The 21,644-nt window shown below is 71.3% G+C and carries 18 protein-coding genes; 13 read left to right on the top strand and 5 right to left on the bottom strand.

Annotation, left to right across the window (positions count from 1 at the left end):
- Positions 1 to 6 precede the first annotated feature (6 nt).
- A complete protein-coding gene (locus OG373_RS07580; RefSeq protein WP_405436906.1) occupies positions 7 to 972 on the top strand; it encodes a serine/threonine dehydratase in 966 nt (321 codons plus the stop codon).
- Positions 973 to 1,007: 35 nt separating this feature from the next.
- Here OG373_RS07580 and OG373_RS07575 read toward each other — a convergent pair whose 3' ends face one another.
- The gene (locus OG373_RS07575) at positions 1,008 to 1,478 is read right to left on the bottom strand and encodes a universal stress protein (RefSeq protein WP_405436904.1); all 471 of its coding nucleotides are present in this window, start codon (positions 1,476 to 1,478) and stop codon (positions 1,008 to 1,010) included.
- 190 nt (positions 1,479 to 1,668) lie between these two features.
- Between OG373_RS07575 and OG373_RS07570 the strand changes: the two genes are divergently transcribed.
- Entirely contained in the window at positions 1,669 to 2,034 is a 366-nt protein-coding gene (locus OG373_RS07570) for a hypothetical protein (protein WP_405436902.1), read from the top strand.
- Between the two features lie 393 nt (positions 2,035 to 2,427).
- On the top strand, positions 2,428 to 3,810 hold the full coding sequence (locus tag OG373_RS07565) for a serine hydrolase domain-containing protein (protein ID WP_405436900.1): 1,383 nt from the start codon (positions 2,428 to 2,430) through the stop codon (positions 3,808 to 3,810).
- A 162-nt stretch (positions 3,811 to 3,972) separates the two neighbouring features.
- On the opposite strand, the gene OG373_RS07560 is transcribed toward OG373_RS07565, so the two are convergent.
- Positions 3,973 to 4,263: a hypothetical protein gene (locus OG373_RS07560; protein ID WP_405436897.1), complete on the bottom strand. Its 291-nt coding sequence runs from the start codon at positions 4,261 to 4,263 to the stop codon at positions 3,973 to 3,975.
- Between the two features lie 224 nt (positions 4,264 to 4,487).
- Between OG373_RS07560 and OG373_RS07555 the strand changes: the two genes are divergently transcribed.
- The 7 genes from OG373_RS07555 to OG373_RS07525 all read left to right on the top strand — a co-directional run bounded on the left by OG373_RS07555 (position 4,488) and on the right by OG373_RS07525 (position 14,662).
- Entirely contained in the window at positions 4,488 to 5,255 is a 768-nt protein-coding gene (locus tag OG373_RS07555) for a hypothetical protein (RefSeq protein WP_405436895.1), read from the top strand.
- 330 nt (positions 5,256 to 5,585) lie between these two features.
- Entirely contained in the window at positions 5,586 to 6,920 is a 1,335-nt protein-coding gene (locus OG373_RS07550; protein WP_405436893.1) for an ABC transporter substrate-binding protein, read from the top strand.
- A 107-nt stretch (positions 6,921 to 7,027) separates the two neighbouring features.
- Positions 7,028 to 7,921 carry a carbohydrate ABC transporter permease gene (locus OG373_RS07545; RefSeq protein ID WP_405436891.1) on the top strand — a complete coding sequence of 298 codons (894 nt, stop codon included), beginning with the start codon at positions 7,028 to 7,030 and terminating at the stop codon, positions 7,919 to 7,921.
- On the top strand, positions 7,918 to 8,820 hold the full coding sequence (locus OG373_RS07540; RefSeq protein ID WP_405436889.1) for a carbohydrate ABC transporter permease: 903 nt from the start codon (positions 7,918 to 7,920) through the stop codon (positions 8,818 to 8,820). Before OG373_RS07545 ends, OG373_RS07540 begins: the two co-directional genes overlap by 4 nt.
- Positions 8,821 to 8,925: 105 nt before the next feature.
- A complete protein-coding gene (locus OG373_RS07535; RefSeq protein ID WP_405436887.1) occupies positions 8,926 to 11,949 on the top strand; it encodes an alpha-mannosidase in 3,024 nt (1,007 codons plus the stop codon).
- Between the two features lie 219 nt (positions 11,950 to 12,168).
- Positions 12,169 to 14,202, top strand: coding sequence for an FAD-dependent oxidoreductase (locus OG373_RS07530; RefSeq protein ID WP_405436886.1), 2,034 nt, complete (start codon positions 12,169 to 12,171; stop codon positions 14,200 to 14,202).
- A gap of 46 nt (positions 14,203 to 14,248) precedes the next feature.
- Entirely contained in the window at positions 14,249 to 14,662 is a 414-nt protein-coding gene (locus tag OG373_RS07525; protein ID WP_405436884.1) for a PaaI family thioesterase, read from the top strand.
- A 174-nt stretch (positions 14,663 to 14,836) separates the two neighbouring features.
- On the opposite strand, the gene OG373_RS07520 is transcribed toward OG373_RS07525, so the two are convergent.
- Positions 14,837 to 15,934 (bottom strand): serine hydrolase domain-containing protein, encoded by a 1,098-nt coding sequence (locus OG373_RS07520; protein ID WP_405436882.1) that lies wholly within the window; start codon positions 15,932 to 15,934, stop codon positions 14,837 to 14,839.
- Positions 15,935 to 16,248: 314 nt separating this feature from the next.
- On the opposite strand from OG373_RS07520, the gene OG373_RS07515 reads away from it, so the two are divergent.
- The 3 genes from OG373_RS07515 to OG373_RS07505 all read left to right on the top strand — a co-directional run bounded on the left by OG373_RS07515 (position 16,249) and on the right by OG373_RS07505 (position 19,214).
- Positions 16,249 to 17,559, top strand: a complete 1,311-nt coding sequence (locus OG373_RS07515; protein ID WP_405443974.1) for an MFS transporter — start codon at positions 16,249 to 16,251, stop codon at positions 17,557 to 17,559.
- Between the two features lie 18 nt (positions 17,560 to 17,577).
- The gene (locus OG373_RS07510; protein WP_405436880.1) at positions 17,578 to 18,030 is read left to right on the top strand and encodes an SRPBCC family protein; all 453 of its coding nucleotides are present in this window, start codon (positions 17,578 to 17,580) and stop codon (positions 18,028 to 18,030) included.
- A 125-nt stretch (positions 18,031 to 18,155) separates the two neighbouring features.
- Complete coding sequence (locus tag OG373_RS07505; RefSeq protein WP_405436878.1) at positions 18,156 to 19,214, top strand: VWA domain-containing protein; 1,059 nt, start codon at positions 18,156 to 18,158, stop codon at positions 19,212 to 19,214.
- A gap of 87 nt (positions 19,215 to 19,301) precedes the next feature.
- Here OG373_RS07505 and OG373_RS07500 read toward each other — a convergent pair whose 3' ends face one another.
- Positions 19,302 to 20,879, bottom strand: a complete 1,578-nt coding sequence (locus OG373_RS07500) for an alpha/beta hydrolase (RefSeq protein ID WP_405436877.1) — start codon at positions 20,877 to 20,879, stop codon at positions 19,302 to 19,304.
- A 159-nt stretch (positions 20,880 to 21,038) separates the two neighbouring features.
- Positions 21,039 to 21,566 (bottom strand): hypothetical protein, encoded by a 528-nt coding sequence (locus tag OG373_RS07495; RefSeq protein WP_405436875.1) that lies wholly within the window; start codon positions 21,564 to 21,566, stop codon positions 21,039 to 21,041.
- Between the last annotated feature and the right edge of the window lie 78 nt (positions 21,567 to 21,644).

The raw sequence follows: 21,644 nt of genomic DNA, 5'->3' as shown, positions 1-21,644 counted from the left end.
CAGCCCATGCACGCAGCACCGGCCCACCGGCTCGACTACGCGGCCGTACGCGCCGCCGCCGCCCGGATCGAGGGAGGGGTGCGGCCCGTCACGGTGGCACCCGCGGGCGAAGGCGTCTGGTACGCGCTGGAACACCTCCAGTACACCGGCACCTTCAAGGCACGCGGCGCCCGCAACTTCCTCGCCGCCCACCACGAGGCCGGCGCCCTCCCCGCCGCCGGCGTCACCATCGCATCCGGCGGCAACGCCGGACTCGCCTGCGCCTGGGCGGCCCGTGCGCTCTCCGTGCCCGCGACCGTCTTCCTGCCCGCCAACGCCCCGCGCGTGAAGGTGGAGCGGCTGCGCGGGTACGGGGCCGAGGTGCGGCTCGTCGGTGACCGGTATGCCGAGGCGCTGACCGCCTGCGAGGAGTTCGCCGCCGAGAGCGGGGCCCTGAGCAGCCATGCCTACGACCACCCGCTCATCGCGGCGGGGGCGGGAACCCTGCTCGACGAGATCCGGGCCGCCCTGCCCGGGCTGGACACGGTGGTCGTCGCGGTCGGCGGCGGCGGACTGTTCGCCGGCGTCGCCACCGCCGCGCGCGAGCACGGCGTACGGGTGGTCGCGGTCGAGCCGGAGCACTGCCGGGCCCTGAACGCCGCGCTGGCGGCGGGCCGGGTCGTGGACGTGCCGGTGGACTCGGTCGCCGCCGACTCGCTGGGGGCCACCCGGGTCTCCGCGGACGCACTGGCCGCCGCGCAGGAGAAGAACGTGACGTCCGTCCTCGTTCCGGACACGGAGATCATCGCTGCCCGGCAGGCGCTCTGGGAGGATCACCGGATCGTGGTCGAGGCGGCCGCGGCCACCGCCCTGGCGGCGCTGAACGGTGCGCCGGAGCCGCTGGGCGACCGGGTCGCCGTCATCCTCTGCGGGGCCAACACGGACCCCCGGGACCTGGTGACTTCGGGGACCCCGGGGACCTTCGGGGCCTGATCCCGGCCGTTCGTCCGGTTCGGCCCGTCCGGACGTCAGTCGTCGTCGTCCTGGGCCTCGCGGACGATGACGACCGTACCGGCGGAGTACTGCACGACCTGCTGGCTCACCGACCCGAGCAGCGCGCCCTTGAAACCGCCGTACCCGCGGGTGCCGACCACCGTCAGGTCCGCCTCCTTGGAGGCGTCGACCAGGACCTGCGCCGGGGACCCCTGCTCGACGCGCCGGAACACCGGCACGCCCGGCGAGGTGCCGACGGCCGCGGCGACCGTGTCCGCCAGCTTCCGGCGGGCGGCCTCCTCGGCCGTCACGGCCACCGCGTCGGCGGTCTCGGCGGCCGTCGGGCCGATGGCGAACGGATTGCGGTTCCACTCCCAGGCCATCACGGCGTGCACCCGGCCGCCCATCATGGCGGCCTGTGCGACCGCCCAGCGCAGGGCCTCCTTCGAATGGTTCGACCCGTCCACGCCGACGACGATCAGCGGCTCGATGGTGCGCTCACTCACGGTGGTTTCCTCTCGCTTCGCCCGAATAGTCGATCTCCTCCTTGTATACACGGAGCAGGGGGTCCGACCTCGAACGACGATCGTTGCGACGTCCGACGACTTTCGAGGACAGCCCGTGGACCCCGCCCCTTGCGAGGGTGTGAGTGTCCGGGCGACCGACGCCGGACGCGAACGACTTGGAGGAACGGGCGTGGCTCAGCGCAAGGGTTGTCTGATCGGCTGCGGGGTGGCGCTGGTGCTGGGCGTGGGCCTGATCGTGGCCCTGGTCTTCGGCGTGGGCAAGTTCCTCGACATGGCCGACGAGACCCTGATCGACCCCGCGGTCTACGAGGCAGTGAAGACCGGCGACGCGGAGAGCGAGGTCCGCGACCGGCTCCCCTCGGGCGAGAGCTTCGTCAAGAGCGCCCTCAAGGAGGGCGGACCGGCCGAACCCGAGGGCAGCACCTGCGCCTGGTACATCTCCAGCGGCGAGGCCAAGAACGGCGCGGAGACCGTGCTCCGCTTCTGCTTCAAGGACGGCAGGCTCGCGGAGAAGGCCCAGTACCCCATGAAGTAGGCGGGTGTTCGCCGGCGCCCGCCGCGTTGCGGACGTCACGGGGCGGCCGCCCCTCCCAGCGGAGCACCGCCCGGCGCAGCGCGCGCACGTCGCTGAATCCGACCCGGGCCGCGACCGAGCGCAGGGGCAGATCGGTGGCGCGCAGCAGCTCCAAGGTGTGTTCCTGGCCGCATAGGACACTCGAGGCTACCAGCCGGCCGTGCGCAGGGGCGGGAGCGGGCGGAGGCCGGACCGGGCCGGACCGGGACCGGCGGTGGCGCCGGGAGTCCCCTCGTTGGCGTGTGCGGGTCCTTATCAACGCCGTCGGGACCGGCCTACGTTGACCTGATCGCGGCAAGTGGATCAAGGAACTCGCGGCGATCCGTAGGAGCCCACCGAGCCGAAGGACCCGACGTGACGTTCTCCCCCGACCACTGGCAGAGCCGCCTCGACGCACTGCGCGCCACCCACCGCGTGCCGGGAGCCACCCTCGCGGTGTTCACCGAGGGGAAGATCCACGAGCTGGCGAGCGGCCTCCTGCACCGCGGCACCGGAGTGGAGGCGACCACCGACTCGGTGTTCCAGCTCGGGTCGATAGCGAAGCTCTACACCGCCACCCTGGTCATGCAGCTCGCCGCCGCGGGAGAACTGGACCTCGACGCCCCCGTGATCGAGGTGCTGCCCGGGTTCTCCGTGGCCGACCCCGACGCCACCAAGGCGATCACCACCCGCCAACTCCTGAGCCACACGAGCGGTATGACCTGCGATTTCACCTATGACAGCGGCCGGGGTGACGACTGTCTGGCCACATATGTGACGGCCGCCCGGAACGTGGTGCTGGACTGTCCGCCCGGCGCCGCGGTCTCCTACAGCAGCGTCGGCTACAACGTCCTCGGCCGTATCGTCGAGGTCCTCACCGGTCGCACCTGGGACCAGGCCCTCAAGGAGCGGCTCCTCGCTCCCCTGAGCCTGACCCGCACCATGACCCTGCCCGAGGAGGCGCTGGCCTTCCGCACGGCGATGGGACACCTGCCGGGCGACGGAGGGGACCCGGAGCCGGCGCCGGCCTGGGACATGATGCCCCGCTCGGCGGGCCCGTACGGGCGGGTCCTGGCCACCGCGGCCGACGTGCTCCGCCTGGCCAAGCTGCACCTCGACGGCGGATCCGCCCCGGACGGCACGCAGATCCTGGGCCCCCGGGCCGTCGCGGAGATGCAGCGGTGGGCGGTCGACGTCCCCGACAAGTGGGCGGTGAGCGCGGACGGCTGGGGGCTGGGCTGGTCGCTCTACGACTGGAACGGCATTCCGGGATACGGCCACGACGGCGCCTCGATCGGCCAGTACGGCTTCCTGCGCGTGGTCCCCGGCGCCGATCTCGTGGTCGTCCTGCTCACGAACGGGGGCGCCGCCCGTCCGCTCTACGCCGACCTGTTCCGCGAACTCCTCCTCGACCTCGGCGGGGTCCACATGCCCCCCGCCTTCGCGCCGCCCGCGCGGCCCCCGCTCGTCGACATGGCCCCGCTGGTCGGTACCTACCGCCGCGAAGGGGTGGTCATCACCGTCAGCGTGCGGCCCGACGGAGCCCCGCACCTGCTGTACGAGTTCATCGGCGGGATGCAGGACTTCTCGCCGCCGCTCTCCATGGACCTCACCCCGCTCAGCGACACGGTCTTCGCCGCCTCCGGCGTGGGTTCCTCCTTCGGCGGGGACTGGATGCCCGTGGTCTTCGGCACCCTCGTGGACGGCACCCCCTGCTGCTACATCGACATGCGCTGCGCACCGCTGGCCGCGTGCTGAGGCCGGCTCACGTGCGCCTGCCCGTGCTCGTCGGCGTCGGCGTGGGCGTGCGCGCCGTGCCCGAGGCCGCGCGGTGTCAGCGCAGGCACAGGCAGAAGGGACGGGGATCGGCGCAGTCGAGTGTGATCGCGGTGAGTCTCATCCGCTGCGCCACCGCAACTCCTACTTTCCCTTGAGGAGTTGGTCGACCCTGGGTACGGACAGGCCGATCAGTTCCGACACCTCCTTGAGGGTGCGGCCCTGCCTCAACTCGCCCACGGCGGCGATGCGTACGTCCTTGACCGCCCTGGCCACCTCGGGCAGCAGCTGATCGGTGAACAGCCGTGCGGCCCGTTCCCGTGCGACGGGGTCCTCGATGCCGGCCAGGCGTGCCCGGACCGCGCTCATGTACGCGGTGGTCAAGGTGCGCAGGTCATCAGGTGCCGGGGGCTCGGCAGGGCTGCTGTCGGTCATGCGGTCAGCGTACGCAGTCATGGTAGGAATTTAAGATGACCTTTCCTGTCCATGCGTGTCACGCCGCGCGGGTGGAGGGCGAAGTGGGCATCCGGAACCGGGGGTTCGGCCGCGGCGAGCCATGGCAAGGGTCAAGCCCCCGGAACCGAGACGTTGTTGCGAGTAGCCGGGCCGGCAGCCGACCGTCCGGCCACAGCCAGCCAGCACACACCGGGAGCTCCAGCATGATCCTCGAACTCGCCGTGATCTACACGACCCGCCTCGACGCCTGCCGGGACTTCTACCGCGGGATCGGCCTCGACCTCGTCACCGAGCGGCACGGCAACAGCCCGGAGCACTACGCGGCGACGCTCGCCGACGGTGGCGTCCTGGAGCTCTACCCGGCCACCGGCCGCCCGGAGACCGGGTACCTGCGCCTCGGCCTCACGGCACCGCCGAACGGCGCCGGTTTCCTGCCCTCGGGCCGGCACACGCTGACCGATCCCGACGGCCGTACGGTCGTTCTCACGGTCGCCGATACCCCCGAGGGCCGGCCCCGGCCGGTCGGCGCCACCCCCGCCGCGTCGAAGGGCGGCGCCGGCGGGCCCGTCCCGCCCGAGGGCCGCACGGGCGTCACGTACACCGAGATAGCCGAGCACTACGGCATGAGCGCCCGCTACCTGTCGGAGAACCCGCGGTGGGGACGGCACCCCGGGTGGCCGCCCGCCATCGGCAGGCGCGGCAGGACCATTGAGTTCGACGCCGCGGCCATCGCCCGGTTCTTCGGCGAGCACCACACCCGCGAAGCCACCCCGCTCGATCCCTCCCGCCGGTACACCGTCGTGGAGATCGCCGAGGCGTCCGGTCTGCAGCCCGACAGCATCCGGTCGGACATCAGCCGCGGCCGCTGGCCCGCGCCGGACGAGATGAACGGCGACCGGAAGCTGTGGCTTGGGGAGACGATCACCGTGCACCTGGCCGGCCGCCGCATCTACCGCAACAAGCCCAAGTAGCCACCGGACCGCGGCCGTACGGCCCTGTTCCGGCTAAAGCGCATTAGTGTCAGCGCGTATGAACCGTCGATAAGAAGTCAAAGTTCGACGGGCGGACCGCTTCGTTATCGAATCGATACCATCTCCGACTGCCTTTGTACTAAAGCGCATTAGTGCAGGTCGGCATGGAATTGATCAAGGCCTTCACGGCGGGTCCGGCCCTGTTGTGCCATTCGGTACCGACGCGCCATCGGCCAGCCCTCCACCCGCCTCATTGACGAGGTGTTGCTTTCGGACGACCGTGGGCACCGCCTCCGGCAATGAGGCCGGACTTCTGCAAAGGCGGCGACGATGACGCGTTCGAACCCGACCCGTATTGCTGTGGCCCTGCTGGCGGCCGGCGCCCTCCTCTCGGCCGCCGGCTGCGGCCTGAGCGGCGGCGCCGGTGACGCGAAGGAGGCCGAGAGGACGGGCAGGGTGGCCGGTGAGATCACCTTCCGGACCCTCCAGTTGAAACCCACCTTCACGGCCTACGTCCAGGCGGTCATCGACGCCTTCGAGAAGCAGTACCCGGAGGTCGAGGTCATCTGGGAGGACGTCCCCGGCGACGGCTACAACGAGAAGCTCGTGGCGGACGCCCAGGCCGGCGCCCTCCCCGACGTGGTCAACCTCTCCACCGACTCCTTCCAGCTCCTCGGCGACCGGGGCATGCTCGCCGACGTGGCCGAGCTCGACGGGGCGCTGGCCAAGGAGTACGTGCCGGGTGCCTGGGAGCAGTTCAAGCTGCCCGGCCGCGGCGACAGCGTGTACGCCTACCCCTGGTACGTGACCCCGGAGATCCTCACGTACAACAGAGAGCTCTTCGAGAAGGCCGGCCTGGATCCGAACCGGCCGCCCACCAGCGTCGAGCAGTTCTTCGACTGCGCCGAGCGGATCGCCGCCGCGTCCGGCGGCCGGTACTCCGCCTTCATGGCCGATCCCAAGGGCCGGCTGCCCGGGGACTGGCAGAAGATGGGTATCCCGATCCTGAGCGAGAAGCGGGACCGGTTCACCTTCGACACGGACAAGGCCGTGGAATGGGTGGAGCGGATGAAGGACCTGTACGCCAAGGGCGCCATGCCCAAGGAGTCCCTGCTCAAGTCGGACGACATCAACCAGCTCTACGGCGGCGGCAGGATCGTCTTCGGTCCGGGCTCCCCGGGCTTCGTCAAGGACATCAAGCAGAACGCCCCGCAGATCTACGCCAAGACCCAGGTCGCCGGAGCCGTCACCGGAAAGCTCGGCCACATCGGCATCTACGCCCAGTCGCTCGGCATCCGGAAGGACACCAAACACCTCGACGCGGCGGCCGAGTTCGCCAAGTGGGTGACCAACGGCCCCAACCAGGTGGAATTCTCCCGGAAGGCCACCATCTACCCGTCCAACGCCCAGGGCCTCGCCGACCCGTTCTTCTCCGACAAGGGTGACGGCAAGGACGCGGAGACCCTCGCCCGTGCGGTCGGCGCCGACCAGCTGAAGACCGCCGCGCTCGATGCCAACACCCCCGTCCAGTGGACCAACCAGGTCGGCGACGCCGTCGTACGCGAGATGCAGAAGGCCATCAAGGGCGAGCAGGACCCCCGGACCGCCGTGCAGAAGGCCCAGGAAGCGGCGAACAAGCTCCTCGCCGCCGCGGCCGAGAAGTGACCGGCTTCGCCGCCGGCGAACCGCGGGGTGGCGCCACGGCACACGAGCGGCGCCGCGGAGCAGCCCGGCGCCGCGGGGCAGCGCAGCGGCGGCGTGCCCTGCGGGCCATGGAGACCGAGACCGGGCTGGTCCACCGCACGTGGTGGACCCCGTACCTGTTCCTCGCCCCCGGTCTCGCGATGGTGACGCTGTTCAGCCTCTGGCCGTTCGTCAACACCGTCATCCTGTCCTTCACCGACGCCCAGATCCTGCGCGGCGGCCACTTCGTGGGACTCGACAACTACCGGCGTGCCTTCGCCGACCCCGACTTCTGGGTCGCGACCGGCAACAGCGTGCTCTACCTCGTGGTCGTCGTCCCCTGCCTGGTGCTGCTGCCGCTGGCCCTCGCGGTGCTGGTCCGTACGAAGATCCCCGGCATCGGCTTCTTCCGCTCCGCCTTCTACACCCCGGTGATCGCCTCGGCCGTGGTCGTCGGGCTGATCTGGCAGTGGGTGCTGCGCAGCGACGGTCTGGTCAACACCGTCTTCCAGAGGCTGCACCTGGTCTCCGAGCCGGTCCCGTTCCTCACGGACTCCACGATGCTGCTGGTCTCGGCGATGATCGTGACCGTGTGGAAGGGTCTCGGCTACTACATGGTCTTTTATCTGGCGGCCCTCGGGAACGTCCCGGCCGCCCTGTACGAAGCAGCCGCCCTCGACGGCGCCGGCCCCGTCCGCCGCTTCTTCAGCATCACCGTCCCCCAGGTGAAGCCGATGATGCTGCTGGTCGGCACCCTCTCCGCCATCTCGGCGCTGCGCGTGTTCACCGAGATCTACATCCTCGGCGGCGAGAGCGGCGGCCCCGGCGGCGGCGCCCGCACCCTGCCCTTCCTGATCCGCCAGGTCGGCCTCGGCTTCTCCGGCGAGACCGGCTACGCCTCGGCCATATCCATCCTGCTGTTCCTGCTGACCCTGGTCTTCAGCCTGCTGGGCCGCCGTCTGTCGAAGGGAGACGAGAGGTGAGCACGTCCTCCTCCGCCGGGAGCGGGCACCGGAGCGGGCCCGGGATCGAGAAGCGGCCGCGGCGCACCGCCGCCGCCCGCAGACGCCACCGGATCGGCCTCGCCGGGCGGTACGCCACCCTGGTGCTGATGCTCGTGGTCATGCTGGGCCCGATCGTCTGGCAGTTCCTGGCCTCGATCCGCGGCCGCACCGAGAACGTGTACGACGGCGTGCTGCCCTCGCAGCCCACCCTCGACAACTACGTCCGGGTCGCCGAGTCCTTCCCGCTGCTGCAGTACGTCGGCAACACCCTCACCGTCGCCGTCCTGGCGATCACTTCGAACATGCTCTTCGCGGCGATGGGGGGCTACGCCCTCTCCCGGGCCGCCTGGAAGGGCCGACGGGTCGTCTTCACCGTGCTCGTGGCGACCCTGATGTTCCCCTTCGAGTCCGTGATGATCTCGATGTTCCTCACGGTCCGCGAGATGGGCCTGGTCGACACCCTCATCGGCGTCTGGCTCCCCGGCGCGGTCTCCGTGCTCAACATCATGGTCATGCGGGCGGCCTTCCTCGCGGTACCCAAGGAGATCGAGGAGGCCGCGGTCCTGGACGGGGCCGGCGAATGGACCCGCTTCACCCGGGTCTTCCTCCCCGCCGCCAAGGGCGCCCTCGCCGTCGTCTGCATCACGAGCTTCATGGGGGCCTGGGACGACTTCCTCTGGCCCCTGCTGGTCCTCACGAACAGCGACAACTACACCCTGCAGCTGGGCCTGAAGACCCTGGCCGGCGCCACCACCGTCAACGACCAGCGCCTCGTCGCCGCCGGTGCGATGGCCGCGCTCCTCCCGATGATGCTCCTCTTCTTCGCCCTCCAGCGTTTCTTCTTCAAGGGCGTGGGCGAGGGAGCCGTCAAGATCTGAGTCCACCCGGTCCAACCGGATCCGCCCGGGTCCGTCCCGGTCCATCCGAGTCCGCCCGGGGCCACTGCCCGTCCGTACCGACCACCCTCCCCTGGAGCAGCCGTCATGCACGACGACCGCAGCATCACCGAACACCGCCTCCGCCGGGTTCTCAAGGAGCGGGTCAAACCGGCCGTCCACTCCCGTGCGGTCCCGCTGACCGTCGAGCGCTGGGAGGCCCCCGGCGAGCCCGTGCCCGTCGCCGAGGGCCTCGCGGCGAGCTACGAGCCCTGCGCCGTCGGCGACCCGTGGGGCCCGGCCTGGGGCACCACCTGGTTCAGGGTCACCGGCACGGTCCCCGCGGACTGGGCCGGCCGTACCGTGGAAGCCGTCCTCGATCTCGGCTTCGACCGGATGATGCCAGGATTCCAGTGCGAGGGCCTGGTCCACCGGGCCGACGGCGGCGAGATCAAGGCGCTGAACCCGTACAACGACTGGGTGCGCGTGGCCGACCGCGCCGAGGGCGGCGAGCAGGTCGAGTGGTACGTCGAGGCCGCCTCCAACCCGGTCCTGGTCGACCACGCGGTCACCTACGAGGGGGACCTGCCGACCAGTGGCGACCAGCCCCTGTACCGGCTCGCCCGGATGGAGCTCACCGTCTTCGAGGCGCAGGTCTGGGAACTGGTCCAGGACCTGGAGGTGCTCTACGACCTGATGATCCAGCTCGACACCGCGGACGCCCGCAGGTACGAGATCCTGCGGGCCATCGGCGCGGCCCTGGACACGCTCGACCTCGACGACGTACCCGGCACGGCGCCCGCCGCCCGCGCCGCTCTCGCCGGGGTGCTCGCCGCCCCGGCCAACGCCTCCGCGCACCGTGTCAGCGCGGTCGGCCACGCCCACATCGACTCCGCGTGGCTGTGGCCGCTGCGCGAGACGGTGCGCAAGGTCTCGCGCACCGCCTCCAACATGGTCAACCTGATGGACGAACACCCGGAGTTCGTCTTCGCGATGTCCCAGGCCCAGCAGCTCGACTGGATCAAGACGTACCGGCCCGAGCTCTTCGAGCGGATCAAGAAGAAGATCGCGGACGGCCAGTTCGTGCCCGTCGGCGGCATGTGGGTGGAGTCCGACACCAACATGGTCGGCGGCGAGGCCATGGCCCGCCAGTTCCTCTACGGCAAGAAGTTCTTCCTCGACGAGTTCGGCATCGAGACGCAGAACGTCTGGCTCCCCGACTCCTTCGGCTACACCGCTGCGATGCCGCAGATCGTCAGGCTCTCCGGCTCCAAATGGTTCCTGACCCAGAAGATCTCCTGGTCCCAGATCAACAGGTTCCCGCACCACACCTTCTGGTGGGAGGGCATCGACGGCACCCGGGTCTTCACCCACTTCCCGCCCGTCGACACCTACAACTCCGACCTCGGCGGCGCTCAACTGGCCCACGCCGCCCGCAACTACCGCGAGAAGGGCCACGGCTCGCGCTCGCTCGCCCCCTTCGGCTGGGGCGACGGCGGCGGCGGCCCCACCCGCGAACACCTTGCCCGGGCCCGCCGCCAGCGGGACCTGGAGGGCTCCCCGAAGGTCCGGATCGAGCGCCCGGACGACTTCTTCGAGAAGGCCCACGCCGAGTACCGGGACGCGCCCGTCTGGGCCGGCGAGCTCTACCTGGAGCTGCACCGCGGCACCTACACGTCCCAGGCCAAGACCAAGCAGGGCAACCGGCGCAGCGAATCCCTGCTGCACGAGGCCGAGTTGTGGGCGGCGACGGCCGCGGTGCGGATCGCGGGGTACGCGTACCCGTACGAGAACCTGGAGCGGATCTGGAAGACGGTGCTGCTCCACCAGTTCCACGACATCCTGCCGGGCTCCTCCATCGCCTGGGTGCACCGCGAGGCGCGCGAGACGTACGCGGCGGTGCGCGAGGAGCTCCGTGCCATCACCCTTGCCGCGCAGCAGGCGCTCGCCGGGCAGGGCGGCGAGGAGCTCGTCTTCAACTGCGCCCCGCACGCCCGCCGCGGTGTCCCGGCCGGTGGAGCGGGCCGCCCGGTCGAGGCCCGCGAGCCGGTCACGGTGGAGGAGCGGCACGGCGGCGGGCACGTCCTGGCCAACGGCCGCCTGCTGGTGGAGATCGACGGCCGCGGGCTGATCGTCTCCGTCTACGACCTGGAGGCGCGGCGCGAGTCGGTCGCCCCCGGCGCCGCGGCCAATCTGCTCCAGATCCACCCCGACTTCCCGAACATGTGGGACGCCTGGGACATCGACGCGTTCTACCGCAACCGCGTGACCGACCTGGTGGAGCTGGACCGGCTGGAGGTCGCCGAGGGCGGTCCGCGGGCGGTGACCGTACGCGTGACCCGTTCCTTCGGGCGGTCGAAGGCCGTCCAGCAGATCACCCTGCGAGCCGGGGCCAAGACGGTCGACATCGTCACGGACGTGGACTGGCACGAGACGGAGAAGTTCCTCAAGGCGGCCTTCCCGCTGGACGTGAAGGCCGAACGGACCGCCTCCGAGACCCAGTTCGGGCACGTGCACCGGGCCACCCACACCAACACCTCCTGGGAGGCGGCCAAGTTCGAGATCTGTGCCCACCGCTGGATCCACGCCGAGGAGCCCGGCTGGGGGGTGGCGCTGCTCAACGACTCCACGTACGGGCACGACGTGACCCGGGACGTCCGGGCCGACGGCGGCCAGACCACCACGGTCCGCCTCTCCCTGCTGCGCGCTCCGCGCTATCCCGACCCGGAGACCGACCAGGGCTCCCACACGCTGCGGTTCTCGCTCGCGCCCGGCGCCGGCATCGGCGACGCGGTCCGCGAGGGCCACGCGCTGAACCTGCCCGAGCGGGTGGTCCGCGGCGCGGGCCCGGTCGCCCCGCTGGTCGCCGTCGACGAGGACGCGGTGGTGGTGGAGGCGGTCAAGCTGGCCGAGGACCGCAGCGGCGATGTGATCGTCCGTCTCTACGAGTCCCGCGGCGGCCGCGCCCGGGCGACCCTCACCGCGGACTTCCCCGTGGCGGCGGCCGTGGAGAGCGACCTCCTCGAGCGCCCCCTGTCGGGTACGGCGGTGGGCGTCGTCACCCCGGAGAACGCCGTCCCGCTCACCCTGCGCCCGTTCCAGATCGTCACGCTCCGCCTGCGCCGCCCCTGACCACGGCGGCGGACCCCGGCCCGGCCGCTCGGGGCCGGGGCCCCGCCGTCGGTGCGGCGTGAACTCCGCCACAGGGTTTCCGGCCCGCCCGCGCCCCGGCCCCGGGATTGAGGGGGTGGATGGTTCCCGGCTGTCCGCTTTGGTTATGCACTTAGTTGCAAAACCGACCTCCGCTCGCTAGAACAGGTCCATCACCCCCGCGCGAGGAGGCACACCCCGATGAGCACGCAGAGTTCCCAGAGCCGGTACCCGCACCTGCTGAGCCCCCTGGACCTCGGTTTCACCACGCTGCCGAACCGCGTGATCATGGGCTCGATGCACACCGGGCTCGAAGAGCACCAGGGGGGCTTCGAGCGGCTCGCCGCCTTCTACGCCGAGCGGGCCCGCGGCGGCGTCGGCCTGATCGTCACCGGCGGCATCTCCCCGAACGACGCCGGCCGCCCCTTCGAGGGAGGCTCCCGCCTCACCACCGAGGACGAGGCCGCCGAGCACCGGGTGATCACCGAGGCCGTGCACGCCGAGGGCGGGAAGATCGCGATGCAGATCCTCCACTTCGGCCGCTACGCCTACCACAAGGACCTGGTCGCGCCCAGCGCCATCCAGGCCCCCATCAGCCCCTTCGTCCCGAACGAGCTCACCGACAGCGAGGTCGAGCGCACCGTCGAGGACTTCGTCCGGGCAGCCCGCCTCGCCAAGCTCGCCGGCTACGACGGCGTCGAGATCATGGGCTCCGAGGGCTACCTCGTCAACGAGTTCATCGCCGCCGCGACGAACAGGCGCACCGACCGCTGGGGCGGCGCGTACGAGAACCGGGTCCGCTTCCCGCTGGAGATCGTCCGCCGCACCCGCGCGGCCGTCGGCGAGGACTTCATCCTCATCTACCGCCTCTCCATGCTCGACCTGATCCCCGGCGGCTCCACCCTCGACGAGGTCGTCCACCTCGCCAAGGAGATCGAGGCGGCCGGCGCCACCATCATCAACACCGGCATCGGCTGGCACGAGGCCCGCATCCCCACCATCGCCACCTCCGTCCCGCGCGGCGCGTACACCTGGGTCACGAAGCGGCTGATGGGCGCGGTGAGCGTCCCCCTCGTCACCAGCAACCGCATCAACACCCCGGAGATCGCCGAGGAGCTGCTCGCCGACGGCCGCGCCGACCTCGTCTCCCTGGCCCGCCCCTTCCTGGCCGACGCCGACTTCGTCGCCAAGGCCGCGGCCGGCCGCTCCGAGACGATCAACACCTGCATCGGCTGCAACCAGGCCTGCCTCGACCACACCTTCAGCGGCAAGATCACCAGCTGCCTGGTCAACCCGCGCGCCTGCCACGAGACCGAGCTCGTCCTGTCCCCGACGCGGACCAGGAAGCGCGTCGCCGTCGTCGGCGCCGGCCCGGCCGGCCTCGCCTGCTCCGTCTCCGCCGCCGGACGCGGCCACGCCGTCACCCTCTTCGAGGCCTCCGGCCACATCGGCGGCCAGCTCGACGTCGCCCGCCGCATCCCCGGCAAGGAGGAGTTCGAGGAGACCATCCGCTACTTCGGCACCCAGCTGGTGGAGTCCGGCGTGGAGGTCCGCCTGAACACCCGCGCCGACGTGGAGACCCTCCAGGGCTACGACGAGGTCGTCATCGCCACCGGCGTCACCCCCCGCACCCCCGACATCGAGGGCGTCGACCACGCCGGCGTCGTCAACTACCTCGACGTGCTGCGCGACGGAGCCCCCGTCGGCGAGCGCGTCGCCGTCGTCGGGGCCGGAGGCATCGGTTTCGACGTGGCCGAGTACCTCACCGACAGCGGCGAGGGCGCCTCCCAGGACCCCGACGTCTACTTCCGCCACTGGGGCGTGGACACCACGTACGCCGGGCCCGGCGGGCTCACCGCCCCCGAGCGCCCCGCGCCGCCGCGCCAGGTCCACCTCCTGCAGCGCAAGGCCACCAAGGTCGGCAAGGACCTCGGCACCACCACCGGCTGGATCCACCGCGCGGAGCTCAAGCACCGGGGCGTCGTCTCCGTCACGGGGGCCACGTACGACCGCATCGACGACCAGGGCCTGCACATCACCGTCGGCGGCGAACAGCACCTCGTCCCCGCCGACACGGTGGTCCTGTGCACGGGCCAGGAGCCGCGCCGCGACCTGTACGAGGCACTGCGCGCGGCAGGCACCCCGGCCCACCTGATCGGCGGCGCCGACGTGGCGGCCGAGCTCGACGCCAAGCGGGCCATCCGGCAGGGCACGGAACTGGCCGCCGCTCTCTGACCCGAAGGGGATTGTGGCGGTCCGGCCGGACCGCCACAATCGCCCGGTGACGATCTCACCGGCAGACGCAGACAAGATCCTTACCGACAACTTCGCCCCCTGGGTGCTCGCTCTCGGACTGACCGTCCAGGAGACGGGGGAGCGGCACGCCGTACTGCGGCTGCCCTGGTCCCACGAGCTGGCCCGCGACGGCGGCGGCCTCTCCGGCCAGGCCATGATGGCGGCCGCCGACACGGCCACCGTCATCGCGATCTCCGCCGCCCGCGGGGCCTACGGGCCGATGACCACGGTCCAGCAGTCCACCAGCTTCCAGCGGCCGGTGGTCGGGGCCGACGTGCTGATCCACGTACGGGTGACCAAGCTCGGCAGGCGGATGGCCTTCGCGGACATCACTCTGACCCCCGAGGGCTCCCAGGACCCGGCGGCCACCGCCTCCACGGTGTACGCCCTGCTCGGCTAGGCCGTCTCTTTCGGATCTTGTCGGCCGAGTCCGCGGCGTCCGGTGCCGTGGATCGCAAGGCGGAGGGTCGTCCTTGTACTGGACGTACCGGGGCGGGCCCGACAACGCGGCGAGGTGCGGTGCCGGACGTCGCGGGCCCGGCAAGATCCGGAAGAGACGGCCTAGGCCGTCCGGCTACTTCCGCTGCGCGGCGCACAGGGCCGTGTCCACGGCGCTCTCGACGTGCCTCGTGGCCGCCACCTCGGCCGGGACGGCGGTCACCGTGACGTTCGCCGCCGCGCGGCCGTCGTCGGTGACCCCGCCGCGGGTCTCGTACCCCATGATGTCGCCGCCGTGGCCCCAGTAGACGCCGCCGCACGACAGCGGCCTGCTCATGATGCCCAGTCCGTAGCCCGCGCCGGTGTCCCCGAGGGGGACGGTGGTGCGCATCTCGGCGAGCTGCGCGTCCGGCAGCAGGTCCCCGGCCAGGAGCGCGGTGAAGAACCGGTTGAGGTCGGAGTTGGTGGAGATCATCTGGCCCGCCGCCCAGGCCGCGGACGGGTCGATGTCCGTGACGTCGCGCCACGGCGCGCCCGCCGACTCCTGGCGGTAGCCACGGGGATGCCGTTCCCGGACGGTCGTGTCACCGGCGGCCGGGAAGTAGGTGTGGCGCAGTCCGGCGGCCCGGACCACGCGCCTGTCGATCTCCTCGGCGAGCGGCCGGCCGGTGACCTTCTGGACGATCAGGCCGGCCAGCACGTAGTTGGTGTTGCTGTAGGCCCACTTCTCCCCCGGGGCGAAGTCGGCCTTGTTCCGCAGGGCGATGTCCAGGATGTCGCGGGGTTCCAGGTACCGGCGCCGGAGCAAGGCGTCGTCAACGTCCTTCTCGTAGTCCGGAACGCCGCTGGTGTGCTGGAGCAGTTGACGGACGGTGATGTTGCGTCCGTCGATCCCCTCGCCGCGGACGAGGCCGGGCAGATGGGTGTCGACCTTTTGCTCGAGGCCGACCTTCCCCTCGACCACCAGTTGCAGGACGGCCACCGCGGTGAAGGTCTTGGTGGTGCTGCCCATCCGCACCTGCCCGTCGTTCGGCACCTTCGCCCCGGTGGCCAGGTCGCCCACTCCCGCGGTGTAGGTACGGGTGCGGCCCTTGCCGTCCTGGACGCTCGCCAGCGCGGCGGGCAGGCCGTCGGAGCGCACCAGTGCGTCCAGACCCTGCTGGACCGCGTCCGGCCGGGCGGCGGATGCCGCGGGCGGCGCCAGCGCGCCGACCGTCAGCGCGCAGACGGCCACCGCGGCCGCGGCCGTCGCGGCCCTGCGCCGGCCGCCCTGCGGCCGAAGGAAAGATCGAAGCGTGTGCCATGTCTGTGCGTGCACGGGCCAACTCCTGCGGAGACGTCGGGAATCCAGCGGTATGTTCCGGTCCCAGCCTCTCCGGGGCGCGTGTCCGCAGCGATCATGCCACCCGGCCCGTTCCGGGTGGGGATACCCCCCGGGACCAGGGGGAGCCGGGCCAAGAACGCGCTGGCGGGCGGCGGACCGGGTCGCCTACCCTCGCACCTGTCGACCGACCGCGACGGCGGCCGCACGGACGGGGGAGCGGGACCATCGGAGGGACCACCTCGGCGGAATCCGGAACCCGCGGTGCCAGGCCGCCGCTGCGGCGGAACAAGGACTTCAACATCTTCTGGCTCGGCCAGGCGCTGTCCGTCCTCGGCGGGTCCGTATCGCTGCTCGCACTGCCCCTGCTCGTCCTCGACGCCACCGGGTCCCTCGTGCAGATGGGTCTGGTCACGGTCATCTCCGGGGCCACCGCCATCGGCACGGGAGTGTTCGCCGGGTACGTCGTCGACCGGACGGACCGCCGCAGGCTCATGATCGCCTGCGATCTGGTGCGGGCCGTGCTGCTCGGCGCGGTCCCGCTGGTCTGGTGGGCCGCGGGGCCGCAGGTCTGGCTGCTGTACGTGCTGACCGCACTGGTCGCCGTACTGAAGACCCTGTTCGACGTCGCGTACGTGACGGCCATCCCCAACCTGGTGCGTACGCAGGACCTCACGGCCGCCAACGGACGGCTGATGGGCACCTTCGCCCTCGGGAGCCTGCTCGGTCCCGTGGTGGCGGGTCTCCTGACGGCCGCAGCGGGCGCGGACCGGGCGCTGGCCGTGGACGGGGCGACCTTCCTGGTCTCCGCCGCCAGCCTCGGATGGGTGCGGTTCACCGCGCGGCCCACCCGGCCCGTCGGGGAACACGCGGACACCGCCGGGGCCGGGGTGTTGCGGGAGATGTTCGTCGTCGGCTTCCGCTTCCTGTGGAGCCATCCGCTGCTGCGCCCGCTGACCCTTCAGCTCACCCTGCTGACCTTCGTCACCATGGGCGCCACGGACCTGCTGATCTACCGCGTCCAGCACGACCTCGGCCGGGACGCGGCCACCCTCGGCTGCGTGATCGCGGTCGGCGGGGCCGGCTCCGTCGCCGCGGCGCTCTGCGCGGGACGGCTGCGCCGGATCCTCGGCTTCGGCACGTGCTGGCTCGCCTCGATCGCGATGATCGCCGTCGGGGTGACCGTGACCGGCGTCAGCGGCAGCATTTTGGTGATCGCCGCGCTGTCCGCCGTCTTCATGTTCGGGATCACCCTGGGCGGGATCTGCACCATGACCCTGCGCCAGGAGGTGACCCCGGACCATCTGCTCGGCCGGGTCACATCCGCCTTCTGGACCGTGCACAACGCCTCGGGCCCGGTGGGCGTGGCCGTGCTCACGATGCTGGCCGCCCGCCACGGCGTACCGGCGGTCAGCGTGGCCGGCGGGGCGCTGTGCCTGCTGGTCCTCGGAGCGGGGCTGCTGACCCCGCTGCGCGGCGGCCACGTGGGCCCCGGCGTGCGCGAGGAGTCCGCGTCTGGGATCGTGGATCACAGGTAGCCGCACCGAGGAGCTGACATGTCCGGACAGTTCGAGTCGAGTGTCGAGATCGACCGGCCGGTGGACGCGGTCTTCGCCTATCTGGCGGACGGGCGGCACGACCCCGAGTTCAGCCCCCGGGTCCAGGAGATCACCAAGACCCCGGACGGCCCCACGGCCCTCGGCACGGTCTTCCGCAGCACGGTCAAGGACGCCGGGATGAAGACGGGCCGCGAGTTCCGCATCGTCGGCCTCGACCCGCCGCGGCTGATCCGCTGGACGGAGCAGACCCGCAACCTCGTCACCGCGGAGGGCGGCTACGACCTCGAAGCCCTCCCCGGCAGCCGCACCAGCGTCCGGATCTTCAACACGCTCGAAGGCCACGGCCTCGGCAAGCTGCTCGTCGGCCTCGCGCTGAGCGCCGCCCGCAAGGACGCCCCCGACTTCGGCCGCCGGATCAAGGCGGCCGCGGAGGCCTCGCTCCCCGCATAGCCGAGCCCCCGGCCGGTCCACCGCGACCCGGTGGCCAGGGGGTGATCGTCCGTCAGGCTCCGTTGTCAGTGGCTCCTCCTAGGGTGGATTCATCACCTGGGGAGCCACGGAGAAGGAGCTGAAGCGTGTCCGCCAACAAGATCCAGCACAAGGTCAACCACGTCGCGCTGGTAGTGGACTGTTCGGGTTCCATGCGGCAGCACCAGAGTCAACTCATCCGAGTTGTCGACGAGTTCGTGGCGGGACTGAAGGCCGAGTCGGACAGCCTCGGTCATGAGACCCGGATCAGCCTCTACTCCTTCGACCACAAGGTGGAGAACCTGGTCTGGGACATGGACGTGAAACACCTGCCGTCCATGCGGGGGCTCTACAAGGTCAACAACGGCGCCACCGCCCTCATCGAGGCCTCGCTGAAGTCACTGGAGGACCTGGGCCACATCTGGGAGGAGTACGGCGAGCACAGCTTCCTCCAGATCGTGGTGACGGACGGCGAGGAGAACGCCTCCGGCGGCGACCGGCGGCACGACGGCGACATGGCCGTCCTCGGCCCCTGGCTCGACCGGATCGCGGCGAAGATGGGCGCACTTCCGCCCCACTGGACGTCCGCCATCCTCGTCCCGAACTCCCTGGCGAAGCGGACCGCGCAGAACTACGGCTTCCCGGCCGGGAACATCGCCATCTGGGACGCGGATTCCCAGGAGGGCGTGGAGGAGGCGATCGGCACCGTGCGCGCCGCCGCCACCGGCTTTCTCCGCGGCCGCGAGAAGGGCGTACGCGGCACGAAGAACCTGTTCGCGGTCGGCCAGGACCTCTCGGTCGACGACGTGCGGGCCGAGCTCGAACCGGTCCCTGCCGACAAGTACCGGCTGCTGAAGGTCGACACGGAGACGGACATCCGGTCCTTCGTCGACTCGCATCCGGGCGTGACCTACGAACGCGGCGCCTGCTACTACCAATTGGGTACCCGGGTGCAGGTTCAGCCCGACAAGGAGGTCATCGTGGTCGAGAAGGACACCGACCGCGCGTACACGGGCGACGCGGCCCGCAGTCTTCTCTTCGGCACGGGCATCCGGGGGACCGTCTCCGTGAAGGCGGGGCGCAATCCCGAGCTGGAGGTGTACGTGCAGAGCCGTTCGGTGAACCGCAAGCTCAAGCCGAAGACACGGCTGCTCGTCATGGTCTGACCCCGCATCCGGACGGCCCGGCCCGATTCCGCGCGTCAGCAGCGGTTCGAGCCGGGCCCACCGATCGTTCGCCGGATCCCGGTCCGTTCAGAACCGGCCGGGGCCGGACGGGAAGGGCAGTCGCTTCGACGGCGCCGCCGCATCACGCCGCTCGGCAGCGGCCGGCGGGTTCTGGCAGGTCACGTCCCGGTCGGGCAGCCGGCCCGTGGTCAGGTACGCGTTGACCGGGGCGTTTGCGCACGAGGTGGGGTCGAAGAGGTACACGCCGTGGCCCTCACCGCCGGCCGCCAGCACCATGCGCGAGCCCTTGAGGGCGCGGTGCAGGCCCTGGCCGCTGACGAGCGGGGTCTGCGAGTCCCACTCGTTCTGCACGGTCAGCACGTTCGCCTTCTTGTTCATCGGCGTGGCCGCCTCGGCCGGCCGGTCCCAGAACGCGCACGGCATGATGTTGGAAGCGAAGTCCCCGTACAGCGGGTACCTGACCTTGTCCTTGGCCGCGTCCCGCTCGTACTGCTCCGTGTACCGGGGCCAGCTGCCGGTGTCCCCGCACGCCACGGCCCAGAACACGGCGGTGCCGTTGTCCGAGGCGGGCTCGGCCGCGGCGCCGCCCGTCAGCAGCCGCTTCAGCTGCGTCACGGTGACGTCGGCGGGCAACGGCCCGCCCTCGGCAGCCGCCTTCAGGGCCACGACCATCGGGGTGGCCTGCGCCGGGTAGAAGAACACCCCGCGCGCGGCGCGGATCATGTCCCCGTCGACCTTCATGCCGTCGAGCTCGATCGGCTCCTTGTCGGCGCGCGCGACCAGCCCCCAGAAGGTCTCGGACACGGCCTTCGGGGTGTCGCCCAGCCCGTACTCCGCCGACCGCTGCGCCGCCCACTGCGTCCACCGCGCGAAGGCGGGCTCGGCCTCGGTGGCCCAGACCTGGATCATGCCGCGCCAGATCCGCTGCGGGTCCACGCCGCTGTCGAGCACGAAGCGGTCCGTGCGGTCCGGGAACATCTGCGAGTAGACGGCGCCGAGGTAGGTCCCGTACGAGTAGCCCAGGTACGAGAGCTTGCGCTCGCCCAGGACCGCGCGGATGGTGTCCATGTCCCGCGCCGTGTTGCGGGTGGTGATGTGCGGCAGCACCGACCCGGCCTTCTCACGGCACTTGTCGGCGACGGTACGCGCCCAGGTCACGTCGGAGCCGAAGGTCTCCGGGCGGTAGGCGCGGTTGAAGTTCTGCTCGGCGTCGGTCAGTCCGCAGGTGAGCGGGCTGCTGGCGCCGACCCCGCGCGGGTCGAAGCCGATGAGATCGTACTGCTCCCGTACGTCCTTCGGCATCGCCTCGTTCATCAGCAGCGGCAGATCGAGCCCCGAACCGCCCGGGCCCCCCGGGTTCAGCAGCATGGCTCCGTGCCGCTTGGCCGGGTTCTCGCTCTTCATCCGGGATATGGCGAGGTCGATGGTGCGCCCGTCGGAACGCCGGTAGTCGAGCGGGACCTTGAGCGTCGCGCACTCGTACGAGGCCGGCAGCTCGGGACTGCAGCGGTGCCAGGCGGGTTTCTGCCGGAGATGGTCCGAGGCCGGGGCGGCCGAGGCCTGGGTCGCGGACAGCAGGGGCACGGTGGTGGCGACGAGTCCGGCCGCGGCGAGCAGTGGTGCGAGGCGTGGTTTCAGGCGCACTGAGCCGTTCCTTTCGGTGAAGTCACTGACGCGTCCACCTTGTTGCACGCCGAGCGCCGCCGAATCATCCCGAAGGGTCGTGCTCTGTGCTCCTCACGAACGAGCCGATAACAGGACAAGTGGCCGACTGCGGCGTGCGCAAGGTGCTGCGGACCGGATCTAGTGGCCGGAGCCGCCGTCGTGGGTCTCGCCACCGGTCTTGCCGTCGGTCCCGGCATGGGTGTCGCCGGTCTGCAGGTCGCCGCCGAGCCGTCCGCGCAGGGTGGTCAGGGCTTCCTCCGTCTGCGCGGTGACGACCCAACGGTCCCCGACCAGATAGATGCCGCCGTACATCCGGGCCTCGGTCAGCCAGGACTTCAGGCCCTGCTCGGCGGTGAAGGTGACCATGCGGTAGATGACCTGACCGGCCTCGCAGCCGCCCTGGCGCAGTTCCTCGGCCTCCACGTTCACTTCGGCGGTGCAGCCGATAGCCGTGGCGATCTGCTCGATCGAGGTCGCGGGACCTGCCGCCGCGGCGCCCTTGGCCGACTCCGCGGCCGTCTCCTTCGCCCCGGCCGGGGCGTGGTGCGCCGAGGCCTTCGCGGAGCAGCCACCGCACAGCAGCGCGGCGACGCACACCGCGGCAACAGCCGGAAGGGACGAAAGGATCCGCCGGGCGCGGCGGGTGCTGCGGTCGGTGGACGGCATGGCAACCTCTCAGGCTGATCGGGGAGGGGTCGTGGCGCCCGGGTGGGGAGGTACCCGGGCACCACGCGATTTCGGGGG

It is taken from the genome of Streptomyces avidinii (assembly GCF_045161815.1).
Taxonomy (GTDB): Bacteria; Actinomycetota; Actinomycetes; order Streptomycetales; family Streptomycetaceae; genus Streptomyces; species Streptomyces avidinii.
The sequence above is the reverse complement of the archived record's forward strand: the minus strand, read 5'-3'. Positions and strand labels throughout refer to the sequence as shown.

Coding starts and splice junctions, on each gene's coding strand:
- OG373_RS07580 (WP_405436906.1), top strand. CDS start 7: ATGCACGCAGCACCGGCCCACCGGCTCGACTACGCGGCCGTACGCGCC.
- OG373_RS07560 (WP_405436897.1), bottom strand. CDS start 4,263: ATGACCGACAGCAGCCCTGCCGAGCCCCCGGCACCTGATGACCTGCGC.
- OG373_RS07555 (WP_405436895.1), top strand. CDS start 4,488: ATGATCCTCGAACTCGCCGTGATCTACACGACCCGCCTCGACGCCTGC.
- OG373_RS07550 (WP_405436893.1), top strand. CDS start 5,586: ATGACGCGTTCGAACCCGACCCGTATTGCTGTGGCCCTGCTGGCGGCC.
- OG373_RS07545 (WP_405436891.1), top strand. CDS start 7,028: ATGGAGACCGAGACCGGGCTGGTCCACCGCACGTGGTGGACCCCGTAC.
- OG373_RS07535 (WP_405436887.1), top strand. CDS start 8,926: ATGCACGACGACCGCAGCATCACCGAACACCGCCTCCGCCGGGTTCTC.
- OG373_RS07530 (WP_405436886.1), top strand. CDS start 12,169: ATGAGCACGCAGAGTTCCCAGAGCCGGTACCCGCACCTGCTGAGCCCC.
- OG373_RS07510 (WP_405436880.1), top strand. CDS start 17,578: ATGTCCGGACAGTTCGAGTCGAGTGTCGAGATCGACCGGCCGGTGGAC.
- OG373_RS07495 (WP_405436875.1), bottom strand. CDS start 21,566: ATGCCGTCCACCGACCGCAGCACCCGCCGCGCCCGGCGGATCCTTTCG.